The sequence below is a fragment of the Stenotrophomonas sp. STK17_22 genome, assembly GCF_051983905.1.
Taxonomy (GTDB): domain Bacteria; phylum Pseudomonadota; class Gammaproteobacteria; order Xanthomonadales; family Xanthomonadaceae; genus Stenotrophomonas; species Stenotrophomonas maltophilia_A.
The window spans coordinates 3,643,289-3,655,904 of the sequence record NZ_CP197010.1; the positions used below are offsets into that span (position 1 = coordinate 3,643,289).

Sequence of the window (12,616 nt, forward strand, 5' to 3'; positions counted from 1 at the left end):
CTGCATGAACCGTCCGCTGCGTATCCTGCATACCGAAGCCGCCAAGGGAATGGGCGGGCAGGAGATCTATATCTTCCGGCACATGCAGGTGATGCGCGCGCGTGGCCATGAAGTGTCGTTGCTGTGCCAGCCCGATGCGCGCCTGGCCACACTGGCACGCGACGACGGTTTCACCGTGCATACGCTGCGCATGGGAGGCCTGGCACGCCTGCTGCGCGGCGTGTGGTCGGTATCGCGACTGGTGCGCCGCGAACGCTACGACGTGGTCAACACCACCAGCCGCCGCGATGCGCTGATCGCCGCCGCCGGTGCACGCCTGGGCGGCACGCCGCTGGTGGTGCGCTCACGCCACCTGATGAGCCCGGTCAATTCGCTGCTGACCTATACCGGGCTTCCGCACCGGGTGTTGACCGTCAGCAGCTTCGTCAAGCAGCTGCTGGCCGACCGTGGCATTCCGGCCGAGCGCATCGGCATCGTGCCGCCTATCGCGGTTCCGCCGCGCTGGAGCGAGATCCGCAAGGCCGATCCCTGGCAGTGCCTGCAGGACGCGCGCGCGCAGGTGCGTGCCGAGCTCGGTTTCGGCGAACAGGACATCGTGGTCGGCTGCGTGGCGGTACTGCGCGAGCCCAAGGGCCATGCCGACCTGCTGCAGGCGATGATCCCGCTGTGCAAGGCCAACCCGGACCTGCACCTGGTGATCGTCGGTGATGGCCAGGCCGTGACGGAACGACTGCAGGCGATGTGCGCCGAGCACGGCCTGCAGCGCCAGGTGCACCTGCTCGGCTACCGCGATGGAGCCTGCCGGCTGATGGCCGGCTTCGACATCTTCGCGCTGGCCTCGCACAAGGAAGCGGCCGGCACCGTGTTCCTGGAAGCGGCTTATGTGGGCGTACCGATCGTAGCCACGCGGGTGGGTGGCGTGCCGGAGATGGTGGTCGATGGCAGCAATGCGATCCTCACCCGTTTGGGAGACAATGCCGCCATGACAGGTGCCTTGCGCCTGCTGGTGGACGACCCGGAACGGCGGCGGCAGATGGGCCGCGCTGGCTGGGACTGGATGCACGGCGCGCACCGCTTCACGCCGGACGGCCACGGTGAAGCCACCGAACACTACTACCACCAGTGGCTGAAGGAGCTGGGACATGGCTGATGCGCGAACCGTTCCGGTGCTGATGCACCACCATGTCAGCCCCTCGCCGGGCATGATCACCGTGTCGCCGGAAAACTTCGAAAGCCAGATCGCGTGGCTGGCAGGCAATGGCTGGACCTCACTGACGCTGGAGCAGTACGCCGGCTTCCTGGCCGGCAAGCCGGTGCCGCGCAAGTCGATCGTCATCACCTTCGACGATGGCTACCTGGACAACTGGGTGTATGCCCATCCGATCCTGCAGAAGTACGGCATGCATGCCGTGGTGTTCGTGGTCACCGGCTGGATGGGCGAAGGCCCGGAACGTCCGCATGCCGGCATTGCTGGAGCGACGCTGCCGTCGACGCCGGACCATCGCGGCTGCGAAGCGGCGATCTACGAGCAGGACCGCAGTGACGATGTGATGATGCGCTGGAGCGAAGCACGTGCGGCCATCGCCGCCGGCACCTTCGAAGTGCATTGCCACACCCATACCCACACCCGCTGGCTGCGCCGTGACGATCTGGACCGTGCGCAGCGCCGCGCGGGCCTGAGCCGGGATCTGGCGATCTCGCGCGAAGTCCTGCAGGACAAGCTTGGCGACGTGTCCGATACCTTGTGCTGGCCGTACGGTGATTTCGACCAGGATCACATCGAAGTGGCGCGCGAGCAGGGCTTCCGCTACCTGCACACCACCCACCCGTTCGGCCGCAACGTGATCGGTGGCGACCCGGAACGCATCTATCGTTTCGCGATCCGCAACCGCCCGGCCAACTGGCTGCGCAAGCGCATCCGCCTGAGTTACAACCCGCTGATCGCGCCGCTGTTCAATGGGTTCAAGGCACGCCAGAAGAAGATGGTGCCGGGGCCCTGAACACGCCATCCCCCCTGGCCGCCGCAAAAGAAAACGCCCCGGAATTCCGGGGCGTTTTCTTTGTACGGATGTGCAGTCGCCTCAGCTGGCGGCTTCACGCACCGCAGCGGACAAGCGGTCCAGCGTCTGCTGCATCAGCGTGGCGTCATCGGCTTCCACGGTGACCCGAACCACCGGCTCGGTACCGGACGGCCGCAGGAACGCGCGGCCACGGCCGGCTACGGCCTGCTGCGCCACAGCCAGCGCGGACTGCACGCTTTCAGACTGCACCGTGGCCTTGGCCGAGACATTGCCCAGACGCACGTTGACGGTCTTCTGCGGCACCCGCACCAGGCCCTTCAGTGCCTGGCGCAGGGTCTGCCCACTGTTGCGCAGCGCGACCAGCACCTGCAGCGCGCTGACGATACCGTCACCGGTGGTGGCCCGGTCCAGGCACAGCAGATGGCCCGACGCTTCACCACCGAGTACACCGCCGCCTTCGACCAATGCCTGGTGCACGTAGCGGTCACCAACGTTGCTGCGCACGAACGGGATCTGCAGATCGGCAAAAGCTTTCTCCACGCCGTAGTTGCTCATCAGCGTGCCGACCACCGGGCCGCGCAGGCGGCCTTCGTCCTTCCAGGCGCGGGCCAGGATGTACAGCAGGTCATCACCGTCGACCGGGTTGCCCTGGTCGTCGGCCATCAGCACACGGTCGCCATCACCATCGAACGCGATGCCGAGATCGGCACGGGTCTCGCGGACTTTGGCCGCCAGGTTGTCGATATGGGTGGAACCCACACCGGCGTTGATGTTGACGCCGTTGGGCTCGGCACCGATGCCGATCACCTCGGCCCCCAGTTCGCGGAACAGCAGCGGTGCGATCTGGTAGGTGGCGCCGTGTGCGCAATCCAGCACCAGGCGCACGCCACGCAGGTCGAACGCGCGCGGCACGCTGGCCTTGCAGAACTCGATGTAGCGGCCGACCGCTTCACACGCACGCGATGCCTTGCCCAGCTTCTCCGATTCGGCGGTGGTGAACGGAACGTCCAGCGCCGCTTCCAGGGCAAGTTCGGTGGCATCGTCGAGCTTCTCGCCATGGGCCGAGAAGAACTTGATGCCGTTGTCGTAATGCGGGTTGTGCGAGGCGCTGATGACGATGCCGGCGTCCACGCCCAGCGTGCGGGTCAGGAACGCCACCGCCGGGGTCGGCATCGGCCCCAGCAGCTGTACGTCGGCGCCGGCGGCGACCAGGCCGGCTTCCAGTGCCGCTTCGAACATGTAACCGGAAATGCGGGTGTCCTTGCCGATCACCACGATCGGCCGGCGCCCGTCCTGGCCGCGCTGGGCGACCAGGACACGGCCCAGGGCATTGCCCAGGCGCAGCACGAAGTCGGCCGAGATCACGCCCTGGCCGACCCGCCCACGGATGCCATCAGTACCGAAGTACTTGCGGCCTCCCATCAAGCCACCTCCGGCGCCGGCTGACGGCCCAGCATTGCCAGCAGATCGGACAGGCGGTCGCGCATTTCGCGGCGGTCGCAGATCTGGTCGATGGCACCGTGCTCCAGCAGGAACTCCGAGCGCTGGAAGCCTTCCGGCAGCTTCTCGCGCACGGTCTGCTCGATCACGCGCGGGCCGGCGAAGCCGATCAGCGCCTGCGGTTCGGCGATGTTGATGTCGCCCAGCATCGCGAACGAGGCCGACACACCACCGGTGGTCGGGTGGGTCAGCACCGAGATGTACGGCAGGCCCGCTTCACGCAGCTTGCCCAGCGCGGCCGAGGTCTTGGCCATCTGCATCAGCGAGAACAGGCCTTCCTGCATGCGCGCGCCGCCACTCTGCGAGAAGCACACGTACGGGGCGCCGATCTCGACCGCGGTTTCGGCGGCCAGCGCGAAACGCTCACCCACCACCGAGCCCATCGAGCCACCCATGAAGGCGAAATCGAACGACGAGGCCACCAGCGCACGGCCCTTGAGCAGCCCGCGCATGGCGATCAGCGCGTCGTACTCGCCGGTGTTCTTCTGCGCGATCTTGATGCGCTCGCTGTACTTCTTCTGGTCCTTGAACTTGAGCAGGTCGGTCGGGCCCAGGCGCGCACCGATCTCGGTGGTGCTGTCGGCGTCGAACAGGGCGGCCAGGCGCGCACGTGCGCGGATCGCCATGTGGTGGCCGCACTTCGGGCAGACCTCCAGGTTCTCTTCCAGTTCAGGACGGTACAACGCGCTGCCGCAGTTGCTGCACTTTTCCCACAGGCCCTCGGGGACACTGCGCTTCTTGCTGGGGGTGTTGTCGGTGCGGATGCCGGACGGCATCAACTTGCTGAGCCAACTCATGCGGGAGGACACTTCCGTTCAGGGCGGCCCAAGGGCCGCAAAGGCGGACAGTCTAGCTCCGCTTTCCCCGCCCGTGCACCCCCTTGCTGGCCCCGGGGCCGCCGGAAAAAACCATGCTGGGACGTACGTTTAGGTGCTGGGTCATGCCGGCCGCTAGCCGGCAGCCCCTGCCTGCAGACCCATGGGTAGTGCCGGCCGCTGGCCGGCAGCACTTGCATGTGGCCGTCAGGCAGATGCCGGCCGGCGGCCGGCAGTCCTGTTACGCGTCCAGGGCCTGCCGCAGCGGGGCGAGGAAGGCCCGGGCGCGCTGCACCGCGTCTTCCGCCGAGCCCGCTTCGGCCAGCGCCGCCACCAGCGCGCTGCCGACCACCACGCCGTCGGCCTGGCGGGCCATCGCCGCAGCACTGTCGGCATCCTTGATGCCGAAGCCGGCCACCACCGGCACCGAAGCGCGCGCGCGCAGGGCCTGCAGGCGGGCACTGGCGGCATCGCTGTCCAGGCGCTCGGACGCGCCGGTGACACCGGCAAAGCTGACGTAGTAGAGGTAGCCACGGGCCAGCGCCAGCAGCTTGTCGGCGCGCGCCTCGCTGGTAGTCGGCGACGCCAGCAGGACCAGTGCCAGGCCCGCTGCATCGAAGGCCTGCTGCGCTTCGCCGGCTTCTTCCGGCGGCAGGTCGACCAGCAGAACGCCGTCCACACCCGCCTCCACGGCTGCCGTTGCGAAGGCCGCGTAGCCATGGATCTCCACCGGATTCAGGTAGCCCATCAGCACCACCGGCGTCTGAGCGTCACGCTCGCGGAACTGCGCAACGGCCTGCAGCACGTAGCGGCTGCCAGCACCACGCGCCAGCGCGCGCTCGGAGCTGCGCTGGATGGTCGGGCCGTCGGCCATCGGGTCGGAGAACGGCACGCCCAGTTCGATCACATCGGCACCGGCATCGACCAGCGCGTGCATGACCGGCACGGTGGCCTCCAGCGAGGGATCACCGGCGGTGACGAAGGGAATCAGCGCCTTGCGCTGCTGTTCGCGCAGACGCAGGAAACAGGCATCGAGTCGGGATACGGGCATTTCAGGCACATCCTTCAATCAGTTCAATCGCATCGCTGGTTCCCCAGTACATCCGGGTGACCTTCCCTTCAAACAGTTCCAGGCGGATACCCAGGTCCGAACCCGGGTCCTGCCAGGTGAGGTACTCGCCCTGGTCACCGTCGTAGGCATGCGGGCTGGATACCGGCGGCTTCGGGAACTGGGCCATGGCCTGGGCGCGGGTCATGCCGATGCGCAGGCCGAATGGACCGGGCTGTTCAACCGGCAGTTCCGGGTCGTCGCCCGGCTTCAGATCAAAACGGACCACGCGGTCGTCGTCGGTCATCATCGACACGCCCGGCGGCAGTCCCTTGCCGTCGTAGTACTCGCAGTCGCCTTCGAAGAATTCCTTCGCGCCCTGCGCCTTCCAGGGACCCAGTGCCTTCAGGTCACTCATGTGCTGGCCAACCAGCACGTCACCAGCATGATCCAGCGCCACCGAAGCCACCGCGGGCGCGTCATCGCCGCTCGTCCCTTCTTCGGAGGGGGCATCGACAATGGGCGTACGCGCCATCGGGTCGAGATCATCGTTGGCCGCCTGCTGCACAGGCTGCGTGTTGGCCTTGGCGGCCGGTGCCAGCACCGGCGGCTCCGGCGGCTGGCACGCAGCCAAGCCCAGTGCCAGCAGCAGCACGCCACTGTTCCGCAGCCGCGCGCTCACAGCACCAGCCCTTCGCGCGCGGCGATGGTATGCACGTCCTTGTCGCCACGGCCGGACAGATTGCAGAGGACGATCTGGTCACGCGGACGACCGCGCGCCAGCTTGATCGCCTGTGCCAGCGCATGGCTGGATTCCAGCGCCGGCAGGATGCCCTCGGTGTGCGCCAGCAGGTGGAAGGCCTGCAGCGCTTCCTCATCGGTGACGCCGAGGTAGCGCGCGCGGCCGGTATCGGCCAGGAACGCGTGCTCCGGCCCGACACCCGGATAGTCCAGGCCGGCTGATACCGAGTGGGTCTCGATGATCTGGCCGTCGTCGTCGCACAGCACATAGGTGCGGTTGCCGTGCAGCACGCCGGGGCGACCCGCCGCGATGGAGGCGGCATGGCGACCGGTGCTGATGCCATCACCGGCGGCTTCGGCGCCGACGATCTCGACCTGGCGATCGTTGAGGAAGGCATGGAACAGGCCGATGGCATTGCTGCCGCCGCCGACGCAGGCGGTGATCGCATCCGGCAGGCGGCCGTACTCGGCCAGCATCTGCTCGCGTGCTTCGCGGCCGACGATGGCGTTGAAATCGCGCACCATGCGCGGGTACGGATCCGGACCAGCCACGGTGCCGATGATGTAGAAGGTGTCCTGCACGTTGGTCACCCAATCGCGCATCGCTTCGTTGAGCGCGTCCTTCAGGGTGGCCGAGCCGGAGGTGACCGGCACCACCGTCGCACCGAGCAGCTTCATTCGGTAGACGTTGATCTTCTGCCGCTCGATGTCGGTGGCGCCCATGTACACCACGCATTCCAGGCCCAAGCGCGCGGCAACGGTGGCACTGGCCACGCCATGCTGCCCGGCACCGGTCTCGGCGATGATGCGCTTCTTGCCCATCCGCGCGGCCAGCAGCGCCTGGCCGATGGTGTTGTTGATCTTGTGCGCACCGGTGTGGTTCAGGTCCTCGCGCTTGAGCAGGATCTGCGCACCGCCGACATGATCGCTCAGGCGCTGGGCGTGATAGATCGGGCTCGGCCGGCCCACGTAATGGGCCAGGTCGCGGTCGTAAGCGGCCTGGAATGCCGGGTCCTGGCGGGCCTGGTCATAGGCCTGGGCCAGTTCCTGCAGCGGGCCGACCAGGGTTTCGGCAACGAAGCTGCCGCCGTAGCGGCCGAAGTGGCCCTGGGCATCCGGGAAGGCGTGGTAGTCGGCAATGGGGGAGGCAGACATGGAAGCGACCGCTGGTTCGAGACAGGTGGATACTCTAGCGCACGGGTCGTGACCGGAAAATGGATATTATCTGGCGCATATCGTCAGGAAATCTCACATGAGTCGTTCCCTGCTGCCTCCCCTCAATGCGCTGCGTGCGTTCGAGGCCACCGCCCGTCTGGGCGGGGTTGGGCGCGCCGCGCAGGACCTGCATGTCACCCACGGCGCGATCAGCCGGCAACTGAAGCTGCTGGAGGATCATCTCGGCCTGGCATTGTTCCAGCGTGCCGGCCGCGGGCTGCGCCTGACCGCTGCGGGCACGCGACTGCAGGCCGCGTGCAGCGAGGCGTTCAGCGGCATCGAAGACTGCGTGCGCGAGCTGCGCCGGCCGACGGCGGCCCCAGCACTGGTGCTGGGCTGCAGCGGCAGCGTACTGGCGCGCTGGATGATCCCGCGCCTGCCCGTGCTGCAGGCCGCCCTGCCCGGCGTGCGCCTGCAGTGGTCGGCGCTGGATGGCAGTTTCACCGAAGCACAGGCGGCGCTGGATGCCGTGCTGCTGCTGGCGCAGGGGCCGTGGCCACGGGGCTGGCAGGTGCGTGAGCTGGCGCCGGAACGGGTCGGCGTGGTGGTGGCACCCTCGCATCCGGCCGCGCAGCGCCTGCGGCAGGTACCGCCCTCGGCGCTGCTGCAGGAAACGCTGCTGCACACCAGCTCACGGCCGCAGGCGTGGCCGGCGTGGGCGCAGGCGCACGATCTGGACACCGCGAAGCTGCAGCTGGGCACCGCTTTCGAACATCTGTACTACCTGCTGGAAGCAGCCGTGGCCGGGCTGGGCCCGGCGATCGCACCGGAGCCCCTGGTGGCCGAAGATCTGGCAACAGGCAGGCTGGTCGCACCGTGGGGGTTTACCGCCACCGGCGGCTTCTGGGTGCTGGCGCGGCCGGATGGCCCGGCCGATGCACGGGTGGACGCCCTGGCCGACTGGGCAGCAGCACAGCTGCAATGAGACGAGGCCCCGAGCGGCGTTCACCGCCCGGAGCCGGCAACACAGGCCTCAGCGACCGCCCATCGCGACCCGCTGCTGCTCCTCATGCACCTGCTGCTGGTGCGAAGGATCTGCCAGCAGCTTGGCACTGGTCTGCTCCAGCGACGGCGGCGCCTGGGCCAGGTCCACCGCGGTGCGGAAGCCCGGCGTCGTGCCCATCACGAACGCCTTGCCATCCTGCACCGTGATGCTCTGCAGCTTGTCGGCCGCGTCGATTCCGTTCTGCTTTGCATGCAGGGTGATATTGGCGGCAGCCTCTTCGGAAAACACGCTGGGAAGCTTGCTGCGGACGGCGTTGTGCAGTGCGTGGTCCGGATGCGATGCATCGTTCAGCGACGGCCCCTTCGGTACAGCCGCTGCAGGTTCATGGCCCTGCGCACGGCCCGCCGCCAGCGCGGCAGCGGTCTGGCGACCGACAATCCCATCGGCCACCAGCCCCTGCTGTTTCTGCAGCGCGATCACCGCTTCGCGGGTGTGATCACCAAAACGACCATCCTCTGACAACCGATGGCCCTGCGCATCACGCACACCGAGCTGGTTGAGAGTCTGCTGCAACGCCTCCACGTCGGCGCCACGCTGCCCCTGCTTCATCACCTCGCTGGCCGCCGCGTGTGATGCAGCCGGCTGCACGGTGGCGGTTGGCCGGAACAGCGCAGGTTCGCCATTGCCGTGCAGCGGCGCGCGCACCTGGAATTCCGGCTTCGGTGTCAGCGCACCAACGATGCGGGTGCTTCCGCCATCCCAGTACCCGCCCGGCCGGATGGTGACCTCGGCCGGCCCGGTGCTTCCCTGCGAGCCGATGAACTGGATGTTTCCCTGCGCGTCGTAGCCTTTGAAAATGCCGACATGCTGGCCCTGCGACGAGGAGAACATCAGGATGTCGCCCTGCTTCAGCGATCCGTTCGGTTTGCGTGCTTCGGCAGCCGAGGTCACATCGAAATGCTCGCGTGCGTAAGCCGTGGTGTTCGCACCATTGAACAGCGTCGACGTAGTGAACCCCGCAGCGTTCTCGCCCCGCACGTCGTAACCCGCGTTCTTCAGGCCGCGCCATACGAACGCCGAGCAATCCACGCCGAAGCGTCCGTCACCATCGAGGTCACGCTCCAGCCGGCTGCTGTCGCGACCCGGGCGCGGATGGTCCGGGCGCCCGTATTCGTACTGGCGGCCTGAGGCCATGAAATGCTGATAGGCCTCGTTGTAGAGCGCGGCACTGCCGACTGCAGCCGCGGCCTGGCCCGCAGCGGGCGCCGCCGCCGAAGGCGTCTGTACCTGCGGTTGGGTCTGGGTCTGCACGGGCGCAGCCGCCGGTGTGCGCGTAGGAGGCTGCTGCGTGGCAACCTCACCCGGCTGCCAGCCCTCGAAACGGCGGATGCCGTCGGCCAGCACTTCACGCTCGCGCACGCTCATCTGGCCGACGGTCTTCGAGCGCAGGTCGACCCCCTGGCGATCGCCTTCGGCATAGATGGTGGCCGCCTGCTCCTTGTGGTGGGTGGTGCCGCTGTAATCCTTGGTGGAGTAGCTCGGCAGCATTTCCTCCACGGTCTTGTCGCCGAACCGGCGTTCGAGCAGCTGGATCTTCGCCACCCGGCCGGCTTCATAGCTTTCGAAAACCGCGTTGCCCCATTGGTCAAGATCGACCACGCCCTTGTAGCGCCCCTGCGCCGATTCCAGCGCCTGCTCGCGGGTACGCGGATTGGTTACCGTCTTGTCCGCGCTGCCGGCGAATTCAAACTTGAGGTTGCCAGGATTGTTGTTGCGCCACGAGACGCTGCCGCCTGATCGTTCGACGACACTGCCATCGTCCATTTCCAGCGTGCGCGTGGTACCTACGCTGCTGACCAGCCGGGTGATTTTTGGATCCGACATGAGCTGTTCCTTTGCCAGTGGTTGATTGGACCGCTCCCCTGGCGGTGATTACATTCCGTTGGAAAACACGTCGAGCACGTCCGCACTGACCCAGCCCTGTGCGCAGTTCCCGGCGTAACGTCCCGGCGCCGTCGCATGGCAGGCCTCGCCCCCCGTGGTCGCCAGGCCAGTGATCGGCCTGTCGCCATAGGTGTCACACAACGTGTTGCCCTTGCACTTGCCGACCGTCGCAGCGGGAACCGCAACGACGTAATAGAACAGCGGATTCTGTCCGGTGCGCCCGATGCCCTGCACGCAGACCAGCTGCCCCTTCGACAGCTTCGCGGTCACGCTGGCCTTGCTGCCGGTGGATGGCACCGCACTCAACGTCTCCACGCCCTTGGCATCGGCTACGCCAGCGAAGAAACCCTGGTCGCCACAGTCCGGCGACAGTTCGACATCGTAGAAATCACCGCTGTCCACATCGCCCGCCGTGCAGCCGCTGCCTGTACTGGCGTTGCTGCATTTCACGCCACTGGCCTGGATCAGCGCAGCCAGGCCGTCGGCTGCCGGTGCTGCCGCCGGAACCGTGGCCGGTGCTGTGGCAGGTGCATCTGCCGGTGCGGCAGCGGCCGGTGCCGATGCGGTCGGGGCGGATGAGTCACCGGCCGCACACGCGCCCAAGGCAAGCAGCAGGCTGGGCACGAGCGTCAGGCGGGCCAGGCGGATACGGCGGGAAGAGAGATGGGGCATATCCATTGCGTCCTCGTTCGAAAGGTAAGGCGTATCTCAGGGGCGCGGCCAGCGACACGCACGCGGCATCGCACCCAGCCAAGACAGGCTGGGCGCATTGTGTCCGATCAGATGTTCGGGGGGTGTCGACTTTTTGGCGCTGGAACCTGAATTACCCGAAAGCGTGATACTCATCGCATTCAGGATTCGCCCGCCTTCACGGCACGGCGGAATGCACCGTCGACGATGACATTCCGGGTGCCCCCTCAGGTGACGCGTATCACTCCAGAACCGTGCAGTCCGCGCGGCGCACTTCTTCGACGAAGGTGCGCATCTTGTACCCGTCCTTGATGCCCGGCTCCAGCTCGATGCCACTGGAGACGTCCACGCCCCACGGCAGCGTGGCCAGGACGGCGTCATAGACGTTTTCCGGGTTCAGGCCACCGGCCAGCAGGAACGGCCGGTGCAACCCGGTCGGAATGCGGCCCCAGTCGAACGCTACGCCGGTACCGCCACCACCACCCGGTGCGTGGCTGTCGAACAGGAAGCCAGCGGCGCTGGGATAGCGCAGCTGCAGGGTGCGGGCGTTGACCTCTTCACGCCCGCCCATGGCGATCGCCTTCAGGTAGGGCATGTTGAAGCTGCGGCAGAAGCTCTCGTCTTCCTCGCCATGGAACTGCAGCAGGGTCGGACGCACCGTGCGCAGCACCTCGCGCACCTCTTCCTTGCTGTTGTTGCGGAACAGCGCCACCACGTCGACCATCGGCGCGATCGCCTGGCGCATCGCGCGGGCCTCGGCCGGCGCGACCCGGCGGCTGCTCTCGCGGGCAAAGATGAAGCCCACCGCGTCCACGCCCAGTTCACCGGCCAGGCGGACATCGCCGGCACGGGTCATGCCACAGAACTTGATGCGCGTACGGTAGTAGGAACGGCTCATAGCGTGACCTCGGCGGGCAGATGCCAGTTGTCGGGGTACAGGGGCCCAAGGAACACCAGGCCCTGCGGCGGTGCGGTGGGACCGGCTACGGTGCGATCGCGCCCGGCCAGCAGTTCGGCGATCCATTCCACCGGTTTTTCGCCGCTGCCCACCAGGATCAACGATCCGACGATATTGCGGACCATGTGATGAAGAAATGCATTGCCACGTACTGCGACTTCGATCACTTCGCCATGACGGCTGACCTGCAGCGACTGCAGTTCACGCCGCGCATGCAGCGCCTGGCACTGCACCGAACGGAACGCGCTGAAGTCATTCTCACCAAGCAATGCCTGGCCGGCGGCATGCATCAGGGTCTCGTCCAGCGCACGGCGCTCCCAGCTCAGGGTCTGCCGGTCCAGCGCCGGCCGTACCTCGCGGTTGAGCAGCCGATAGCGATAGCGGCGCGCACGCGCGGAGAAGCGGGCGTGGAAATCATCGGCCACCGGCACGCACCAGCGCACCGCGATCGAGCGCGGCAGGCGGGTGGTGGTGCCGAGCATCCAGGCGCGCGGATCGCGCACCACGTCGGTATCGAAATGCACGACCTGGCACTGGCCATGCACGCCGGCATCGGTGCGGCCGGCGCAGACCACCTGCAGCGGCGCATCAGCCACCGATGACAGGGCCTGCTCGAGGCTGGCCTGCACGCTGGGACCACCCTCGCCCAGGTTCTGCCAGCCCCTGAAATCGCTGCCGTCGTACTCGACGCCAAGCGCATAACGCATGTGCTACCTCGATGTTGCGGATGGGGCGGCG

Annotated in this window: 12 protein-coding genes; 3 read left to right on the plus strand and 9 right to left on the minus strand. The window is 67.3% G+C overall.

Features of this window, described 5'->3' with window-relative positions; genetic code table 11:
• The first annotated feature begins 4 nt into the window (after positions 1-4).
• Both ACSYS9_RS17130 and ACSYS9_RS17135 read left to right on the plus strand, forming a co-directional pair.
• Positions 5-1,150, plus strand: a complete 1,146-nt coding sequence (locus ACSYS9_RS17130; RefSeq protein ID WP_107433346.1) for a glycosyltransferase family 4 protein — start codon at positions 5-7, stop codon at positions 1,148-1,150.
• Positions 1,143-2,000, plus strand: coding sequence for a polysaccharide deacetylase family protein (locus tag ACSYS9_RS17135; protein ID WP_071229135.1), 858 nt, complete (start codon positions 1,143-1,145; stop codon positions 1,998-2,000). The genes ACSYS9_RS17130 and ACSYS9_RS17135 overlap by 8 nt, the downstream gene beginning before the upstream one ends.
• Before the next feature lie 81 nt (positions 2,001-2,081).
• Here the strand turns inward: ACSYS9_RS17135 and glmM are convergent, their stop codons facing one another.
• The 5 genes from glmM to trpB all read right to left on the minus strand — a co-directional run bounded on the left by glmM (position 2,082) and on the right by trpB (position 7,280).
• Positions 2,082-3,443, minus strand: coding sequence for a phosphoglucosamine mutase (gene glmM / locus ACSYS9_RS17140; protein ID WP_071229134.1), 1,362 nt, complete (start codon positions 3,441-3,443; stop codon positions 2,082-2,084).
• Positions 3,443-4,318: an acetyl-CoA carboxylase, carboxyltransferase subunit beta gene (accD, locus tag ACSYS9_RS17145; RefSeq protein ID WP_005410473.1), complete on the minus strand. Its 876-nt coding sequence runs from the start codon at positions 4,316-4,318 to the stop codon at positions 3,443-3,445. Before accD ends, glmM begins: the two co-directional genes overlap by 1 nt.
• 259 nt (positions 4,319-4,577) lie before the next feature.
• Positions 4,578-5,387 carry a tryptophan synthase subunit alpha gene (gene trpA / locus ACSYS9_RS17150; protein WP_071229133.1) on the minus strand — a complete coding sequence of 270 codons (810 nt, stop codon included), beginning with the start codon at positions 5,385-5,387 and terminating at the stop codon, positions 4,578-4,580.
• Position 5,388: 1 nt separating this feature from the next.
• Positions 5,389-6,066, minus strand: a complete 678-nt coding sequence (locus tag ACSYS9_RS17155; protein ID WP_071229132.1) for a hypothetical protein — start codon at positions 6,064-6,066, stop codon at positions 5,389-5,391.
• Positions 6,063-7,280 (minus strand): tryptophan synthase subunit beta, encoded by a 1,218-nt coding sequence (gene trpB, locus ACSYS9_RS17160; RefSeq protein ID WP_071229131.1) that lies wholly within the window; start codon positions 7,278-7,280, stop codon positions 6,063-6,065. The genes ACSYS9_RS17155 and trpB overlap by 4 nt, the downstream gene beginning before the upstream one ends.
• Before the next feature lie 97 nt (positions 7,281-7,377).
• Here trpB and ACSYS9_RS17165 point away from each other — a divergent pair, with 97 nt between their 5' ends.
• Complete coding sequence (locus ACSYS9_RS17165; RefSeq protein ID WP_071229130.1) at positions 7,378-8,265, plus strand: LysR family transcriptional regulator; 888 nt, start codon at positions 7,378-7,380, stop codon at positions 8,263-8,265.
• Between the two features lie 48 nt (positions 8,266-8,313).
• Here the strand turns inward: ACSYS9_RS17165 and ACSYS9_RS17170 are convergent, their stop codons facing one another.
• From ACSYS9_RS17170 to truA, 4 genes are all read right to left on the minus strand, one after another.
• Positions 8,314-10,170: a C40 family peptidase gene (locus ACSYS9_RS17170; protein WP_081352349.1), complete on the minus strand. Its 1,857-nt coding sequence runs from the start codon at positions 10,168-10,170 to the stop codon at positions 8,314-8,316.
• Positions 10,171-10,218: 48 nt separating this feature from the next.
• The gene (locus ACSYS9_RS17175) at positions 10,219-10,908 is read right to left on the minus strand and encodes a hypothetical protein (protein WP_081352348.1); all 690 of its coding nucleotides are present in this window, start codon (positions 10,906-10,908) and stop codon (positions 10,219-10,221) included.
• 253 nt (positions 10,909-11,161) lie between these two features.
• Complete coding sequence (locus tag ACSYS9_RS17180; RefSeq protein ID WP_049429515.1) at positions 11,162-11,818, minus strand: phosphoribosylanthranilate isomerase; 657 nt, start codon at positions 11,816-11,818, stop codon at positions 11,162-11,164.
• Positions 11,815-12,585, minus strand: coding sequence for a tRNA pseudouridine(38-40) synthase TruA (gene truA / locus ACSYS9_RS17185; RefSeq protein ID WP_049398724.1), 771 nt, complete (start codon positions 12,583-12,585; stop codon positions 11,815-11,817). Before truA ends, ACSYS9_RS17180 begins: the two co-directional genes overlap by 4 nt.
• Between the last annotated feature and the right edge of the window lie 31 nt (positions 12,586-12,616).

Bases quoted from the DNA above. Each gene is read 5' to 3' on its own strand.
- ACSYS9_RS17130 (WP_107433346.1), top strand. From the start codon at position 5: ATGAACCGTCCGCTGCGTATCCTGCATACCGAAGCCGCCAAGGGAATG.
- ACSYS9_RS17135 (WP_071229135.1), top strand. From the start codon at position 1,143: ATGGCTGATGCGCGAACCGTTCCGGTGCTGATGCACCACCATGTCAGC.
- glmM (WP_071229134.1), bottom strand. From the start codon at position 3,443: ATGGGAGGCCGCAAGTACTTCGGTACTGATGGCATCCGTGGGCGGGTC.
- accD (WP_005410473.1), bottom strand. From the start codon at position 4,318: ATGAGTTGGCTCAGCAAGTTGATGCCGTCCGGCATCCGCACCGACAAC.
- trpA (WP_071229133.1), bottom strand. From the start codon at position 5,387: ATGCCCGTATCCCGACTCGATGCCTGTTTCCTGCGTCTGCGCGAACAG.
- trpB (WP_071229131.1), bottom strand. From the start codon at position 7,280: ATGTCTGCCTCCCCCATTGCCGACTACCACGCCTTCCCGGATGCCCAG.
- ACSYS9_RS17165 (WP_071229130.1), top strand. From the start codon at position 7,378: ATGAGTCGTTCCCTGCTGCCTCCCCTCAATGCGCTGCGTGCGTTCGAG.
- ACSYS9_RS17170 (WP_081352349.1), bottom strand. From the start codon at position 10,170: ATGTCGGATCCAAAAATCACCCGGCTGGTCAGCAGCGTAGGTACCACG.
- ACSYS9_RS17175 (WP_081352348.1), bottom strand. From the start codon at position 10,908: ATGGATATGCCCCATCTCTCTTCCCGCCGTATCCGCCTGGCCCGCCTG.
- ACSYS9_RS17180 (WP_049429515.1), bottom strand. From the start codon at position 11,818: ATGAGCCGTTCCTACTACCGTACGCGCATCAAGTTCTGTGGCATGACC.
- truA (WP_049398724.1), bottom strand. From the start codon at position 12,585: ATGCGTTATGCGCTTGGCGTCGAGTACGACGGCAGCGATTTCAGGGGC.